The organism is Intestinicryptomonas porci, from assembly GCF_033971905.1.
Taxonomy (GTDB): Bacteria; Verrucomicrobiota; Verrucomicrobiia; order Opitutales; family Intestinicryptomonadaceae; genus Intestinicryptomonas; species Intestinicryptomonas porci.
Window position 1 is genome coordinate 184,831 of the sequence record NZ_JALBUT010000004.1, and the last position, 13,944, is coordinate 198,774.

The 13,944-nt window shown below is 46.6% G+C and carries 9 protein-coding genes; 7 read left to right on the forward strand and 2 right to left on the reverse strand.

Annotated elements, in window-relative coordinates:
* Positions 1 to 229 precede the first annotated feature (229 nt).
* The gene (locus tag MOX91_RS04685; protein WP_370396926.1) at positions 230 to 3,910 is read right to left on the reverse strand and encodes a glycoside hydrolase family 2 TIM barrel-domain containing protein; all 3,681 of its coding nucleotides are present in this window, start codon (positions 3,908 to 3,910) and stop codon (positions 230 to 232) included.
* Positions 3,911 to 4,131: 221 nt separating this feature from the next.
* Here MOX91_RS04685 and MOX91_RS04690 point away from each other — a divergent pair, with 221 nt between their 5' ends.
* From MOX91_RS04690 to MOX91_RS04705, 4 genes are read left to right on the forward strand one after another with little or no spacing between them, the layout of a single operon-like run.
* Positions 4,132 to 5,088, forward strand: a complete 957-nt coding sequence (locus MOX91_RS04690) for a ribose-phosphate diphosphokinase (protein WP_370396927.1) — start codon at positions 4,132 to 4,134, stop codon at positions 5,086 to 5,088.
* 3 nt (positions 5,089 to 5,091) lie between these two features.
* Positions 5,092 to 6,855, forward strand: a complete 1,764-nt coding sequence (argS, locus tag MOX91_RS04695) for an arginine--tRNA ligase (RefSeq protein ID WP_370396928.1) — start codon at positions 5,092 to 5,094, stop codon at positions 6,853 to 6,855.
* 2 nt (positions 6,856 to 6,857) lie between these two features.
* Positions 6,858 to 7,394, forward strand: a complete 537-nt coding sequence (locus MOX91_RS04700; protein ID WP_370396929.1) for a cob(I)yrinic acid a,c-diamide adenosyltransferase — start codon at positions 6,858 to 6,860, stop codon at positions 7,392 to 7,394.
* 27 nt (positions 7,395 to 7,421) lie between these two features.
* Positions 7,422 to 8,291, forward strand: a complete 870-nt coding sequence (locus tag MOX91_RS04705; protein ID WP_370396930.1) for a TIGR01777 family oxidoreductase — start codon at positions 7,422 to 7,424, stop codon at positions 8,289 to 8,291.
* Between the two features lie 2 nt (positions 8,292 to 8,293).
* Here the strand turns inward: MOX91_RS04705 and MOX91_RS04710 are convergent, their stop codons facing one another.
* Complete coding sequence (locus tag MOX91_RS04710) at positions 8,294 to 9,445, reverse strand: N-acetylglucosamine-6-phosphate deacetylase (RefSeq protein ID WP_370396931.1); 1,152 nt, start codon at positions 9,443 to 9,445, stop codon at positions 8,294 to 8,296.
* Positions 9,446 to 9,555: 110 nt separating this feature from the next.
* Here MOX91_RS04710 and MOX91_RS04715 point away from each other — a divergent pair, with 110 nt between their 5' ends.
* From MOX91_RS04715 to MOX91_RS04725, 3 genes are read left to right on the forward strand one after another with little or no spacing between them, the layout of a single operon-like run.
* Positions 9,556 to 11,733 (forward strand): GH92 family glycosyl hydrolase, encoded by a 2,178-nt coding sequence (locus MOX91_RS04715; RefSeq protein ID WP_370396932.1) that lies wholly within the window; start codon positions 9,556 to 9,558, stop codon positions 11,731 to 11,733.
* A gap of 42 nt (positions 11,734 to 11,775) precedes the next feature.
* On the forward strand, positions 11,776 to 12,687 hold the full coding sequence (locus tag MOX91_RS04720; RefSeq protein WP_370396933.1) for a PfkB family carbohydrate kinase: 912 nt from the start codon (positions 11,776 to 11,778) through the stop codon (positions 12,685 to 12,687).
* A complete protein-coding gene (locus MOX91_RS04725; protein ID WP_370396934.1) occupies positions 12,684 to 13,943 on the forward strand; it encodes a glutamate-5-semialdehyde dehydrogenase in 1,260 nt (419 codons plus the stop codon). The genes MOX91_RS04720 and MOX91_RS04725 overlap by 4 nt, the downstream gene beginning before the upstream one ends.
* Position 13,944: the final 1 nt, after the last annotated feature.

Below are 13,944 nucleotides of genomic sequence, written 5' to 3' on the forward strand. Positions count from 1 at the left end.
AAACTTTTTTATCCATTCAAAACCAACAACTAAAAAGCCAAACAATTTAATGTGCCATAGTGAAAGTTGCAGGGCTTCCGTTTCTGCAACTTTTTTATGGAAAACTGCCTGTTTGAAGATGCGCAAAGGCATTAGGCGGAGTTGATTATACTCCTTGTTTTATAAAAAACGGGAGACTGCAATTGCAATCTCCCGTGAAACTTTTATGTGAAGCTCGTTTTAAGGCAGATTATTCAGCCGCCAAAACTTTGAGCATATTTGAAAGCAGACGCCCCGCGATTGGGTCCGTCAACGCCTTATCGGTGCACATTTCAGAAACCAGCGCCTTGCCCTTGCCGTCATTTATCTGAATGAGCGGGAAACCTCGCATGGATTCTATTTTCTTTATGCGGTCTTCAGGCTTTCCTCCGTCGATGTAGGCGTGGATTTTCATCTGACCTGCAAGCTCTTTTACGTTTTCGTTGCGCACGATTTTCAATGTCGCGCTGCAAGCTTTCGGGATTTCACGCTTGTTGTTGTTGAAGTAGCGAAGCTGCATTTCGCCAATGCCGTTAAATACAGGATCGTCTTCTCGCTCCATTACGACAATATCGCCTTCGGTCGGGATAATCCAGCTTGTGATGTATTCGGGATAGGTTTTCTTTGCCGCTTCCTTGCTGTTTAGAAACAAAATTCTGCCTCCCTTTTGCTGGAACGAGCGCAGGGCTTTCGCGTCTTCATCGGAAATATCGACGTTGCCGGAAATCACCAAAACGCTCGAATTTTTGGATTTAAGCAATTCTGCGACATTGTTTACCTTGCGATATTTCACGCCCAAGAAGTCCAGTTGGGATTTTGCGTCGTTGCCGTCCAAAAGCACAATGTCGCGCTTGGCTTTGAAGGGGGTTACGCTCCACTGTTTTTTGGCGATATTCAAGTCGTACCAATTTTGTGAAATCACCTTTCCGCCTTCCGAAAGCGAAAGCTTCAACTTGGCGGCAACCTTGCCTTTCACGTCGGGAATTTTAATTTCCGGCTCGATGTATTTGCGACCATAATATTCGATTTCCGGGAAGTTGACAGTTCCGCTTGCCAAAGACTTGCCAGCAACATCAATTGACCAGTTCAATACTGTCGGCTTCAACGCTCTGCCCTTTTCGTTGTCGTTTACGACATAAATACGAGTGTGCAATTTTTCGCCCGAATAAACGTTTCTGCCCCAAAGCTCCGCGCTCACCAAGACGGGCTGCATTGCGCGCTTCATAGCAAAATATGTGGGATAAGGCTCAATGTTTTCGGCGTCGTAGCACTGCCTGAACCATGTCATGTACGCAAAGTGCATAATGCCCGAAGCCTTTTCGTTTGTCCTGCGCAAAGTTTCCGCAAGTTCGCCCGTAGTAAACGCCTGCGTCTTTAAGAAATAATCGGGATTTGCAAAGTCGTACGCCTTGTAGCCGATTAGAGTGAAGGGATTTTGGTGAATCAGCTGGTATGAGCGCGTCGGATGCCCCGTTTCGTTGTTGGGATAGCCCGTTGACATTTCCTGAGAAATCAAAGGTCTGCCTTCCGTCTTAAACGACTTTTGGAATTCGCCGTTGAAGAACTTGAAAACCGTGTGGTCATACCAGTTGTAGTATGCGTGGTTGTCGTCTATGTCGCCATCGTCAACAGTGCTCATAAAATCCGCACCGAACCTGCGCAAACCGTTTTTATGCATATAGTTGGAGTCGAAGCATATCGGGCGTGTCGGGTCGATTTTACGGGTTTCTTTCGTTACGTCGGAAATGATGGTAAACTTCTTCTTCGCCCTTTCCAAGTCCGCGTCGAGGTCGTAAAACTTCATTTCGTTGTTCGTTGTCCAGAAGAGTACTGATGGGTGGTTGCGATACTTTTTGATTACTTGCAGCCATTCGGTACGCCACAAATTCATTACGGCGTCGTTTGGAATGGGAGTTGAGTGAATCATAAGCCACGACCAAGTTCCCTCAAAGCTGATTCCTATGCCGTTTCTGTCGGCGGCGGAAACCCAAAGCTCGTTCCAAGGCGTTGTGTGTGTGCGGGTAATCTGCACATTGCCATCTTTCATCAAAGACATAAATTTATCCGCAAGCTTTTCGTCGTTCGGGCGAAGCGCAAACGGAATGTGGTTGCCGCCGCGCAACCAGAATTTGCGCCCGTTCAGATAAAGGAAGCCGTCCTTGCGCGCCTCGAATGTGCGGAAGCCCGAAACAATGTTTAAAGAATCCAAAACGTTTTTGCCTGACGACAAAGCGAACTTGAAGTCGTACAAATTCGGAGTTGTCGGCTCCCAAAGTTTGGGCTTTAAGTTTTTGACGTCAAAAGTGAATGTCTTTTCTTCGCCCGCTTTCAAGGTCTGCCCTTTCAATACAGGGGCGGAAAAAATCGATTTGCCATCGGATTTATCGGCAATGTTGGCAAAAATGTCGAACGTGGTTTTTTTGCTTGAATTATTCTTTGCGGTAAGCTCGAAAGACGCCCCGTCAAGCGAAGGCTTTATAAAGACGTCTTCAATTCTGACAGGGTCGGTAATTACAAGCTTTACGGGCTGCCAAATTCCCGCGGGATTGTCGCCGTAGAAGCAGTGCGGAATGTCGGTTACGACTTCCTTGTTCGCCTGCTTGTCGTCCTTGTTGTCGCCGACATCTTTGCGGACAGAGGAATAGTAATTTTCCATGGCGTCGCTCGTCTGCGCCGCCGCGCCCTGAATGTCGCGGATAACTTTTACAACAATCAAATTTCTTCCGGCTTTCAATTTGCCCGTTGCGTCAACGTTGAAATCGCCGAACATGCCTATGTGCGAGCCTGCCAATTCGCCGTTTATGTAAACTTCGGCAGTTTTGGACACCGCGTCAAAGTGAAGCTCCAAATGCTTGCCTTCGATTTCCCTCGGAAGCTCCACCCACTGGCGATACCATGCCGCCCCTGTCTTCTTATAGTCGAAAGTGTAATTTTCGCAACGGTCGGTTTCTGACTGGTAATATTTGTCGGAAACGCCCTTCGCTTCGTGCCCGTTCGCCGCTTTCATTGTTTCGCCGTGAAGCCAAATGCGGATGGGATTCCAAAAGCTCGGAACCTGCATGACATGCCAGTTGTTATCGTCAACGGAAGTCGAAACCGCCTTGGTCTTGTCGTTTAACTGGTATTCGGGCATAAAGAGCCAGTCTCCGTCAAGCGAAATTTCCGTGCGCGGCTTTGAAACATCGTCCAATTTCTTGCCCGCGTACTTTGTGCGTTCCTGCTTGCGCTTTTCTTCCTTTTGGGAATCCGTCAATTTTTGCACAAATTCAGTCTTTGGCTTTATTCCCTTGAATGCGTCATCAGGCAAAGGCTTGATTTCAAGATCGTCAAATTCGGTTGAAATCCAGCTGCCGCCCAAAGTCACACCGCCGCTCGGAGCAAGGTCGGAGTTATTGTCGATAACGTCAATTCTCGGGAGAATTTCATCGCCCAAAAATACGCGTATGCGATTGCCGCAAACATCGATTCTCATTTTGTACCACTGCCCTACTTCGGGATGGAAACGCAAGGGGCGCGTAGCCAAAAACTCGTCGGTGCCCATGTACCCGAGGCGCATCAAATAGATTTGGTCGAGGAGTCCGCCCTTGATGCCCACGACGTAGCGGTCGAAGCGGTTATTGTTTCTAAACCCCGCCCAGATTTGCACTTGCTCGGCGTCTTTCGGCGCGCGCGCCTTGAAAGAAAACGAGTAATTTTTAAGCTCCTTGCCGCCAAAGCATGCGTAATTGTCTTTTGAAACCAAAACGCCGTTTGCAATCTTGGTTTCCCCTCTGCCAACCGTTTCAAGTTTTGAAGCGGATTTTGAAAAATCATTTTTGTAGGCAAGGTTGTCGGCAAATAAAAACCCCGAAACCAATGCCCCCCCGAACAATAGAAGAGATATTTTTTTCATACGATTGAGAAGTTAAAAATGTGGATATTTAATTCAAGCAAAAACTTTTATTAAAATCAGAAAAAACACTTAGCCTAAAAACCGCGCCTTGTAAATCCAAAAATACCGGCCCATAAAATCGGACGCAAAAGCAAACGGCTCTCATTTGTCGGTTTTTAAACTTGACCGAAAACGCAAAGCAAATAAATTGAAAAAAATAAGAATAAAGGAATTTTTTCCGTATGAAAATAGACAACTTGAAAATATTTTCAGGGCGTGCAAACCCTGATTTGGCGAAGAAAATATGCGCGCATCTCTCTGCGCCGCTCGGCTCTGTCGTGACTGAAACTTTCCCCGACAGCGAAACTTATGTTCAAATTCTCGACCATATCAGAGGCGACGACGTTTTTATCATTCAGCCGACCTGCCGCCCCACAAACGACAATTTGATGGAGCTTTTGATAATGATTGACGCCGCCCGCCGCGCATCCGCATCGCGCATCACGGCAGTTGTCCCCTTCTTCGGCTATGCCCGTCAAGACCGCAAGGACAAGCCCGGAGTCCCAATCACCTCAAAACTCGTGTCAAATCTGTTGGTTGCGGCAAAAATAGACAGAATTTTAACTCTCGACCTGCACGCCCAGCAAATACCCGGATTTTTCGACATACCCTGCGACCATCTCTATTCTTCGCCCGTTATTTACGACTATTTGAAGAAGAACATGGACATTTCAAACCTCACCGTGTTTTCCCCCGATGTCGGCGGCTTAAAGCGCGCGCAAAGCTTTTCAAAGCTGTTTGAATGCCCCCTCGGCTTCATCGCAAAACGCAGGGTTAGCGCGGAGCATGTCGAAGCTTCCAACCTCGTTGGGGAAGTTGAAGGCAAGGACATTCTGCTTGTTGACGACATGACGGAAACCGCAGGCACGCTCGTTGCGGCGGCAAAACTTTTGCGCGAAAGAAATCCGAAGTCGGTAAGAGCTGCGGTATCCCACGCCGTTTTGACGGACAAGGCTTACGAACGCCTTTCGGACGGGCTTTTGGACGAGTTAATTGTAACAGACTCCACTCCTCCGAGCCCCAAATACGCGGATTATCCGATAACCGTTTTATCGGTAGCCCCGCTCTTGGCGGAAGCCATTTTGAGGGTGCACAACAATATGTCGGTTACTTCGCTTTTCAAAATCAAAGGCTTCTAAAACATGTCAAACATTTGGTTTCACCCTGCCAAGTCGATAGAAAAAATCGCAAGCTCGGTCGCGAAAGAATGCTTTGGAGGCGAATTTGACGCTTCCGTACGCGCCGCAGATCCGCGCTTTGCCGATTTCCAGATAAACGGCGCACTTCCATTTGCGAAAAAAGCAAAGAAAAATCCGCGCGAAATCGCCTCGAACTTTGTCGAAGAGCTGAAAAAAAGCGGTCGCTTTGACGAAAGCCTCGTTGAAATTTCAATCGCGGGTCCCGGATTTGTAAACTTCAAGCTCTCTGCCGAATTTCTCTTAAAGTGGCTTGGCAGATACAAGGGTGAAGCAGCTTTAAAAGACGCCGCAAAAAGTTTTTATAACGGCAAAAAAGTCGTGATAGACTTCCCGTCGCCAAATACCGCGAAACAAATGCACGTCGGGCATTTGCGTCCGATGGTAATAGGCGAAACAATCCAAAGGCTTCTGCGCTTTTGCGGAGCCGACATGATTTGCGACAACCATATCGGCGACTGGGGAACGAACTTCGGAATATTGATTTACGGCATAAAATCCGAAAACTACAAGCTTGACCCAGAAAACGAAAACGCGCTTGAAGACTTGGAAAGAATGTACAAGGCGGGCTCTGCAAAGGCAAAGGAAGATCCGTCCTGCGCCGACGCCGCACGCGACGAGCTCGTAAAGCTTCAAAACGGGGACCCCGAAAACACCAAACTTTGGAACGACATCGTAAAAATAAGCAAAATTTCTTTCGACAAAATGTATGAAAGAATGTCGCTTACAATAGACACGACTTTGGGCGAAAGCTTTTACCGCGATAAAGTCGGCAGAATTTACGATGAACTTACCGAAATCGGTCTCGCATGCGAAGACCAAGGTGCGTTGGTTGTATTTTTGAAAGACCACGAAAGGTTTGCGAAACAGCCGTTTATCATACGCAAAAAAGACGGGGCTTCTAACTACGCTTCAACGGATTTGGCAACGGTTTTGTACAGGGTCGAACACTTCGGTGCGGAAGAAATTGTTTACGTCACCGACGGACGCCAGCAAGACCATTTCCAACAGCTGTTTTTGACGGTAGGAAAGTGGTTCGACGCAAAAGGATACCGCAAGCCCGAATTGCGCCATGTGTGGTTTGGCACAATTTTGGGAGAGGACGGCAAGGCAATCAAAACAAAAAGTGGCGAGCCTGTAAAATTGAAGTCTCTTTTGGACGAAGCAGTCGCAAGGGCTGAAAAAATCGTATTGGCGAAAACTCCCGACATGCCAAAAGACGAAATCAAAAAAATAGCCGAAACCGTCGGCGTCGGAGCATTGCGCTATGCGGACTTGTCGCAAAACCGTTCGGGCGACTATGTGTTCTCGTGGGATAAAATGCTCGCCTTTGAAGGCAATACCGCGCCCTACCTGCTTTATGCCGTCGCAAGAATACACTCGATTTTCCGCAAAATAGGAGTTCAAGAAAATTCCGATTTTGAAAACGATGCGGCAAATCTTGAAACTCCGCAGGAAATCGAGCTTGCGCGAAAGCTTATCGCGCTTCCGGGCGTGTTTGACTTAACTCTCGCCGAATTGCGCCCCCACCTGCTCTGCACTTATTTATACGAGCTTGCGGGAGTTTTCTCAACTTTCTACAACGCAAACAAGGTGATAGTGGAAGACAAGGCGGTCATGGCAAAACGTCTGATGCTCTGTGCAAGAACGATGGAAATCCTCGAAACCGGGCTTAGACTTCTTGCGATAGAGCCTCTGCAAAAGATGTAAAAATGACCATTTCAACCAAAACGGGAGACGAAGGCACATGCTCTCTGATGTTCGGGGAGAGGGTTTTGAAGTCGTCGCAAAGAGTCTCGGCATACGGGGCTGTTGACGAGCTTTGCTCCGCTTTGGGGACGGTTAAGGCGAATTCAAAATCGGCAGATTTCAAGTCTGAAATATCGGAAATTCAAAACGCGCTGATTATGCTTATGACCGAGCTTGCAACCTCGAACAAAAAATACGGCAAGCTTGCCGAAAAGAACATAAAACTGCTTTCGGAAACAGACTTGAAAGCCGTCGAAAGCAAGGCTTCGCAAATTGAAAGCGACGGCGAAGTTTTCAAGGGATGGACGCTCGCGGGCGAAAATGTCTTGGACGCGGAGCTTAATATGGCGCGGACAATATGCCGAAGGGCGGAAAGGGAAATCGTCAAATTAAATTCCGAAGAGCCGCTTCCGCGAAAATTTATTTTGGCTTACATGAACAGGCTTTCCGACTTGCTTTATCTTTGGGGAGTTCTCGCGGCGAAAAATAAAATTTCTTAAACCGCCTAAAATCCCGATAGATTTAGTGTGGAAGAAAAAATAGCAATTTTCGGAGGCAGCGGATTTATCGGAAAAGAGCTTGCGCGTTTTTTAAAAAATTCGGGGCATGAAGTCCTGTTGGCTGACCGTAAAAATCCCGAAAGCCCGCTTTATTGGAATGCAAAAAGCGGAATTTTAAGCAAAAAAATCCTCGAAAACGCAACTGTAGTCATAAATCTTTCGGGTGAAAATATTTACGGACGGTGGACAAGCAGTAAAAAAAACGCAATTTTGTCAAGCAGAGTCTCTTCGACGGAATTTATCGCAAAAGAAATACAGTCTTTGAACCGACCTCCAAAGGTGTTCATAACTGCATCGGCAACAGGCTATTACGGAGCAAATCCAAATTTTGAATGCGATGAAAATTCCCCGAACGGCAACGGATTTCTCGCTTTTGTGTGCGCCCAAAACGAACAAGCCGCAAAAATTGCCTCGAACACGCGCGTAATCACGCTTCGGCAAGGTGTTGTCATAGGCAAAAACGGAGGAATGGTCAAAACATTAACTCCATTCTTTAAATGTTTTTTGGGCGCAAAAATTTCGGACGGAAACAACTATATGCCGTGGATTTCAATTCTCGATTTATTGAGAACATACGAATTTTTGATAAAAAACGAATTCATTTTCGGCGCGGTCAACGCAGTATCCCCTCTATATGCAAGAAATGCGGAATTTTCAGAAGCTCTTGCAAAATATTTGGATAGACCCCTGATGTTTTCCGTTCCCAAATGGATTATCCGCCTTTTTTTCGGAGAAATGGCAAATGAGCTGATTTTATCAAATCAAAAGATTTTCCCCAAAAAACTTTTGGACGCAAATTTCAAATTCCATCAACCAAAAATAGAAGATGCACTCTGAATTCAAGCCTTAAAGCAGAGTTTGCCGCCCGCAAAAACAGCCAAAATGCGTGCGTTTTCGTCCAAAAGCGCAAAGTCCGCCCAAAAGTTTTCCTTAATCCGCCCCACTCCGCTTAAATTAAGGCTTTCTGCGACGTTTTTAGAGGCGCATTCGGCAATCTTTAAAACATGCCCGCCTGTTATTTTCGCAAAATTTTTAACGGCGTCGTTCATCTTTAAAACGCTGCCTGCCAAAGCTCCGCCATCGCAAAGCCTCGCTTTTCCGTTTTTTACCGCTACCTTTAATCCGCCTAAAGTAGAAACGCCGTCTTTGAGCCACGATGCCCTCATAGAGTCGGTAATCAAAATAATTTTTTCAAAATTCTTTTTCGCAAACACAAGTTTTAGCATGTCTTCCGAAAGATGTTTTTTGTCGGCGATTATTTCAATCCATATATCGTCGAACAACAGCCCCGCCCCCGTAGAGCCTATATCGCGCGAAGTTATTTGGCTTTGGCGGTTCGCAAAATGCGTAATGCCTTTTAAGCCGAATTTCCGCGCGTTTGAAAACACGCCAAATCCCGCGGAAGAATGGGCGGAGCTTGGGAATATCCCCATATTAGAAATTTCCTTCAAGAAATTGCAGTCAAAGTCAAGCTCAGGCGCATAGGAAATTTTCTTTATCTTAAAAACATCGTTTAAATTTTTTACAAAGTCAATGTCGCAAGGCTTTAAAAATTCGGGATTTTGCGCGCCCGCCATTTTCGGATTTACAAACGGACCTTCCAAATGTATCCCCAAGAGCCTCGGCATCGACGAAAAATTCGCCTCTTCGTATTTTTTTGCGCATTCAAAGGATTTTTTCAGCGTTTCAAAAGGCAGGGAAAGCGTTGCGGGCAAAATTCCCGTTACGCCCTCTTTTAATTTTAATTTTGCAATCTCGTAAAGCGCATCAAAATCGCCGTCGCAAAAATCAAAGCCCCCCGCGCCGTGAAAATGGCAGTCGATGAATCCCGCGCTCAAAAACGCGCCACCCGCGTCGAAAACCGACTCTGCATTTTCGTCGATTTTTCTTGAAATGCGGGCAATTTTTCCGCCGTTTACGGAAATATCCGAAGGGCAAAATTCGTCAAATTCGTTTTTCAAAACGGCGTTTTTTATGATTAAATCATTCATAATCCGTAAAAAAGTAAAATTCCATGCCGCGATTTTTGCAATTTTTTATTTGCGCTCATATTCTAAAAGTTTATCTTTCATATAAAAAAGTCCATACTTAAATTAAAAAAATGAAAATATTTAAAACCGCAATTTATTGGATTGCCGCCCTTTCGGCGTCAGCGCTTTCGGCAGGCGAAAAAACAGACTTCGTAAATCCGTTTATCGGCACAGCCTACACGGGGCACGCGCTTCCGGGAGCCTGCGTGCCGTTCGGGCTTGTGCAGGCGTCTCCCGACACGGGCAACAGCTCATGGAAATACTGCTCGGGCTACAACTATGACGACAACAAAATTTACAGGTTTTCACAAACGCACCTAAACGGCACGGGCGTCGCCGACTTGGGGGACGCCGCCATAATGCCGCTTCTAAAATGCGCAAAAACCGAAAACTTCCGCAGCTCTTTCGACAAGAAAAACGAAAAGGCAAGCCCCGGGTATTACAGCGTCTATCTAAACGATGCAAAGGCGTTTGTTGAAATCACCGCAACGGAAAGAGTCGCCGTTTACAGAATTATTTTTGACGATCCGCAAAAGGCAATGCTTCTTTTTGACAATCAGTACGGACTGATTTCGGGCGAAAAAACCTTCACCTATAACACAGTTTCGGGCAAGGTGAATTTTGAATCTCCCAAACTCATTACCGGCGAGAGAAAAACCAAGATGTGGGTTTCGAGGGAAGTTTACTTCGCCGCCTCTTTCAGCTCCGAAATAAAAGAAAAAAAGCTTCTGCCGAAAATCCGCGATGATGAAAAGTCGGAGCGTTATGCGCTTGAATTCAACTTGCCCGAAAGCGGGGAGCTAATCGTAAAAATCGCAATTTCAACCACGGGAATAGATGGCGCAAAGAAAAATTTGCAGGCGGAAGCCCAAAACCTGTCCTTCGACCAAATTCAAAAAAATTCGCGCGATAAATGGGAAAAACTGCTGTCCAAAATAGACGCAAAAGGAGACAAGGCGCAGCTTGAAAATTTCTACACGAGCCTATACCGCAATTTTATCCAGCCAAACAACATCGCCGATGTTGACGGAATGTACAGGGGCGCGGACGGCAAAGTCGCAAAAGCCCCGAACGGAGCGTACTATTCGACCTTTTCACTTTGGGATACTTTCAGGGCGTCGCATCCGCTATACACCATTTTGACTCCCGAAAAAGTGGAGGATTTCGCACAATCCATGCTTCTACACTTCGATGCGTTTGGAAAACTCCCAAAATGGACGCTCTGGGGGCAGGAAAATTACTGCATGATTGCAAACCACTCCATCGCAGTCCTTGCTGAAGCGAACGAAAAAGGCATAAAAATAGACCTGCCAAAGGCTTTGAAAGCGGCAATAAAAACTTCCGATTTCGGCGATGACTATGAAAAACTCGGCTACTTTCCTTTCGACCAAAAGCGCGGGGCGTCGGTTGCGAGAACCTTGGAATGCGCCTATGACGACTATTGCGTTTATCTCCTGGCAAGAGCAGCGGGCAATAAAAACGAGTCGGAACGCTTTTTGAAACGCTCGAAGTTTTACAAAAATCTCTTTGATAAATCTACCGGCTTTATGCGCGGCAAGGATTCAAACGGCAACTGGCGGGAGCCTTTCGACGAATTTAAATTTCCCAACGGGGGCGGTTGCGGAAGAGACTATATAGAGGGCAACGCCCTGCAATACTCTTGGCACGTCAACCAAGATTTCGACGGGCTGATAAAGCTTTTCGGCGGCAATGAAAAAACCGCCATGGCTCTTGAAAAACTCTTTTCGGCGGACGAACACAAAGAAGATGCGGGGCATTCGGACGATGCCACGGGAAGAATCGGTCAGTACGCGCACGGCAACGAGCCGAGCCACCATGTGATATACTCTTTCAGCCTGCTTGGAAAGCCGCACCGCACGCAGGAGCTTGTCCGCGAGGTATTCGACAAGTTTTACATAAACAAGCCCGACGGGCTTTGCGGCAACGACGACTGCGGGCAGATGAGCGCATGGCATATTTTTAGCGCAATGGGCTTTTATCCGTTCAATCCCGCGTCGGCGGAATACGTTTTGGGCGCTCCGCAAATACCCGAAGCGCAAATAAATCTTCCCAACGGAAAAACATTTAAAATGTACGCAAAAAACCTCTCCCCGAAAAACAAGTACGTCAAAAAAGCGACTTTAAACGGAGTTGAAATAAAGAACGCAAAAATCTCGCATTCCGACATCTTAAACGGCTCTACGCTCGTTTTTGAAATGTCCGACAAGCCCGATCTGCAAAAGGAATAAAATTGTATTGAAAAAAAACGCATTTGATTTAGCTTAAAAAAAATGAAAAATAATTCCGTTTTAGTTTACGGCTCGGTTGCTTACGACTCCATAGAAACGCCCTTTGACAAGGCAGAATACATACTTGGCGGCTCCGCATCATATGCGGCGCTTGCGGTTTCTTTCTTTGCGCCCGCAAACATAGTGGCTATCGTCGGCTCTGACTTCAAGGAAGACGATATAAGAAGGCTGTCGGCAAGAGGAGTCGGCTTGGAAGGGCTTGAAATAAAAGACGGCAAACAGACTTTCTTTTGGAGGGGAAAATACCACCATAATTTCAACAAGCGCGACACTCTTGAAACGCGCCTTGGCATCATGGAAAATTACGAGCCCAAAATCCCGCAAAGCCTGTGCAATTCGCCCTATGTGCTTTTGGCGAATTCGAGCCCCGAAAGCCAGTTGAAAGTTTTGGACGCAATTAAAAATCCCAAGTTCGTTGTTCTCGACACCATGAATTTATGGATTGAAATCGCGCAAAAAGAATTGAAAGACCTCATAAAACGCGTCGATTTGCTCATTTTAAATGATTCGGAAGCCCAAGAGCTTGCGGGTGAAAACAATACTATCGTCTGCGGCGACATTCTTCGCGAAATGGGCGCAAAAAGCGTAATCATCAAAAAAGGCGAACACGGAGCAATGCTCTTTCACGAAAGCGGATTTTTCACGATTGCTTCATACCCCGTGCGCAAGCTTGTTGACCCTACAGGGGCGGGAGATTCTTTCGCGGGCGCGCTAATCGGGCATATCGCAAAAGAAGACAAAACAGACTTTGAGTCCATAAAGCGCGCAATGCTTGCGGCAACGGCGACGGCTTCAATAACGGTCGAATCGTTCTCCTGCCTCAAATTGGAGGAAGAGGGAATTGAAGAAATTAAAAAACGCGAAAACTTCATAAGGGAAATCAGCAGAATATGACGCTTGAAGAAACAGTTTTAGACATCGCAAAACGCTCCAGAAAAGCCGCCTTAAAGCTTGCAGTCGCAAGTTCCGAGGCAAAAAATGCGGCTCTTTTGAGGCTCGCCGACTTAATTGAAGAAAACGAAGCGCAAATCGTTTCGGAAAACTTGAAGGACTTGGAGGGCGCAAAAGATATTTCCGATGCTTTCAAAGACAGGCTCACCCTAAACCGAAAGCGCATTCTTGCAATGGCTGAAGGCGTCCGCCAAGTAGCCGCCCTGCCCGACCCCGTCGGCAGAATTTTGGAGGAAAAAACGCGTCCGAACGGATTGAAAATCCAAAAAATTCAAACCCCGATAGGCGTCATAGCAATCATATTTGAAAGCAGGCCCAATGTTACGATTGACTGCGCGGCTCTCTGCCTAAAAAGCGGCAACGCCTCTATTTTGCGCGGCGGCAAGGAAGCGTTCAACTCGAACATTTGCCTGTCAAAGCTAATCTCTCAAGCTCTTTCGGAAACGGGTCTTGACGGCGACTGCGTGCAGATAATCCCAACACCCGACCGCGCGGCGATGAACACCCTTTTGAAGCTCGATTCCTATGTAAACTGCATTATACCAAGGGGTGGAGAAAAGCTCATACGCTTTGTCGTTGAAAACTCAACAATCCCCGTCATAAAGCACTACAAGGGTGTCTGCAACATATTTATCGACAAGGATGCCGACGTAAAAAAAGCGGTTGAAATTTCCGTAAACGCAAAATGCCAGCGTCCGGGCACTTGCAACGCGGCGGAAAACCTGCTCGCTATGCGCGGAGCTGAAAGCGCGTTTTTGGAAGTCGCCCGCGCGCTTGCCGATAATAATGTGGAAATCCGTGCGACAAAAGAAGTTAAGGAATTTCTAAACAAGCATTCCATTCCGTCTGTCGATGCTTCCGAAGAAGACTTTTACACGGAATATTGCGCGCTTGTGATTTCCGCAACATTCGTAAAAGATGTTGACGATGCGATAAAATTCATAAACGAGCATAGTTCGGGACATTCCGAAGCCATAATAACGGAAAACGAAAAAAATGCCGAAAAATTCCTAAACGGCGTAGATTCCGCCTGCGTTTATTGGAACGCCTCAACGCGCTTTACCGACGGCTTTGAATTCGGTTTGGGTGCTGAAATCGGCATTTCAACCGACAAGCTTCACGCAAGAGGTCCCATGGGCTTGAACGAACTTTGCAGCCACAAATACAAAATTTTCGGCAAAGGGCAAACCAGAAGCTAAA

What these genes read in the sequence shown, in the direction of transcription:
- MOX91_RS04685 (WP_370396926.1), bottom strand. Translation starts at nt 3,910, where the DNA reads ATGAAAAAAATATCTCTTCTATTGTTCGGGGGGGCATTGGTTTCGGGG.
- MOX91_RS04690 (WP_370396927.1), top strand. Translation starts at nt 4,132, where the DNA reads ATGAAAATAGACAACTTGAAAATATTTTCAGGGCGTGCAAACCCTGAT.
- argS (WP_370396928.1), top strand. Translation starts at nt 5,092, where the DNA reads ATGTCAAACATTTGGTTTCACCCTGCCAAGTCGATAGAAAAAATCGCA.
- MOX91_RS04700 (WP_370396929.1), top strand. Translation starts at nt 6,858, where the DNA reads ATGACCATTTCAACCAAAACGGGAGACGAAGGCACATGCTCTCTGATG.
- MOX91_RS04710 (WP_370396931.1), bottom strand. Translation starts at nt 9,445, where the DNA reads ATGAATGATTTAATCATAAAAAACGCCGTTTTGAAAAACGAATTTGAC.
- MOX91_RS04715 (WP_370396932.1), top strand. Translation starts at nt 9,556, where the DNA reads ATGAAAATATTTAAAACCGCAATTTATTGGATTGCCGCCCTTTCGGCG.
- MOX91_RS04720 (WP_370396933.1), top strand. Translation starts at nt 11,776, where the DNA reads ATGAAAAATAATTCCGTTTTAGTTTACGGCTCGGTTGCTTACGACTCC.
- MOX91_RS04725 (WP_370396934.1), top strand. Translation starts at nt 12,684, where the DNA reads ATGACGCTTGAAGAAACAGTTTTAGACATCGCAAAACGCTCCAGAAAA.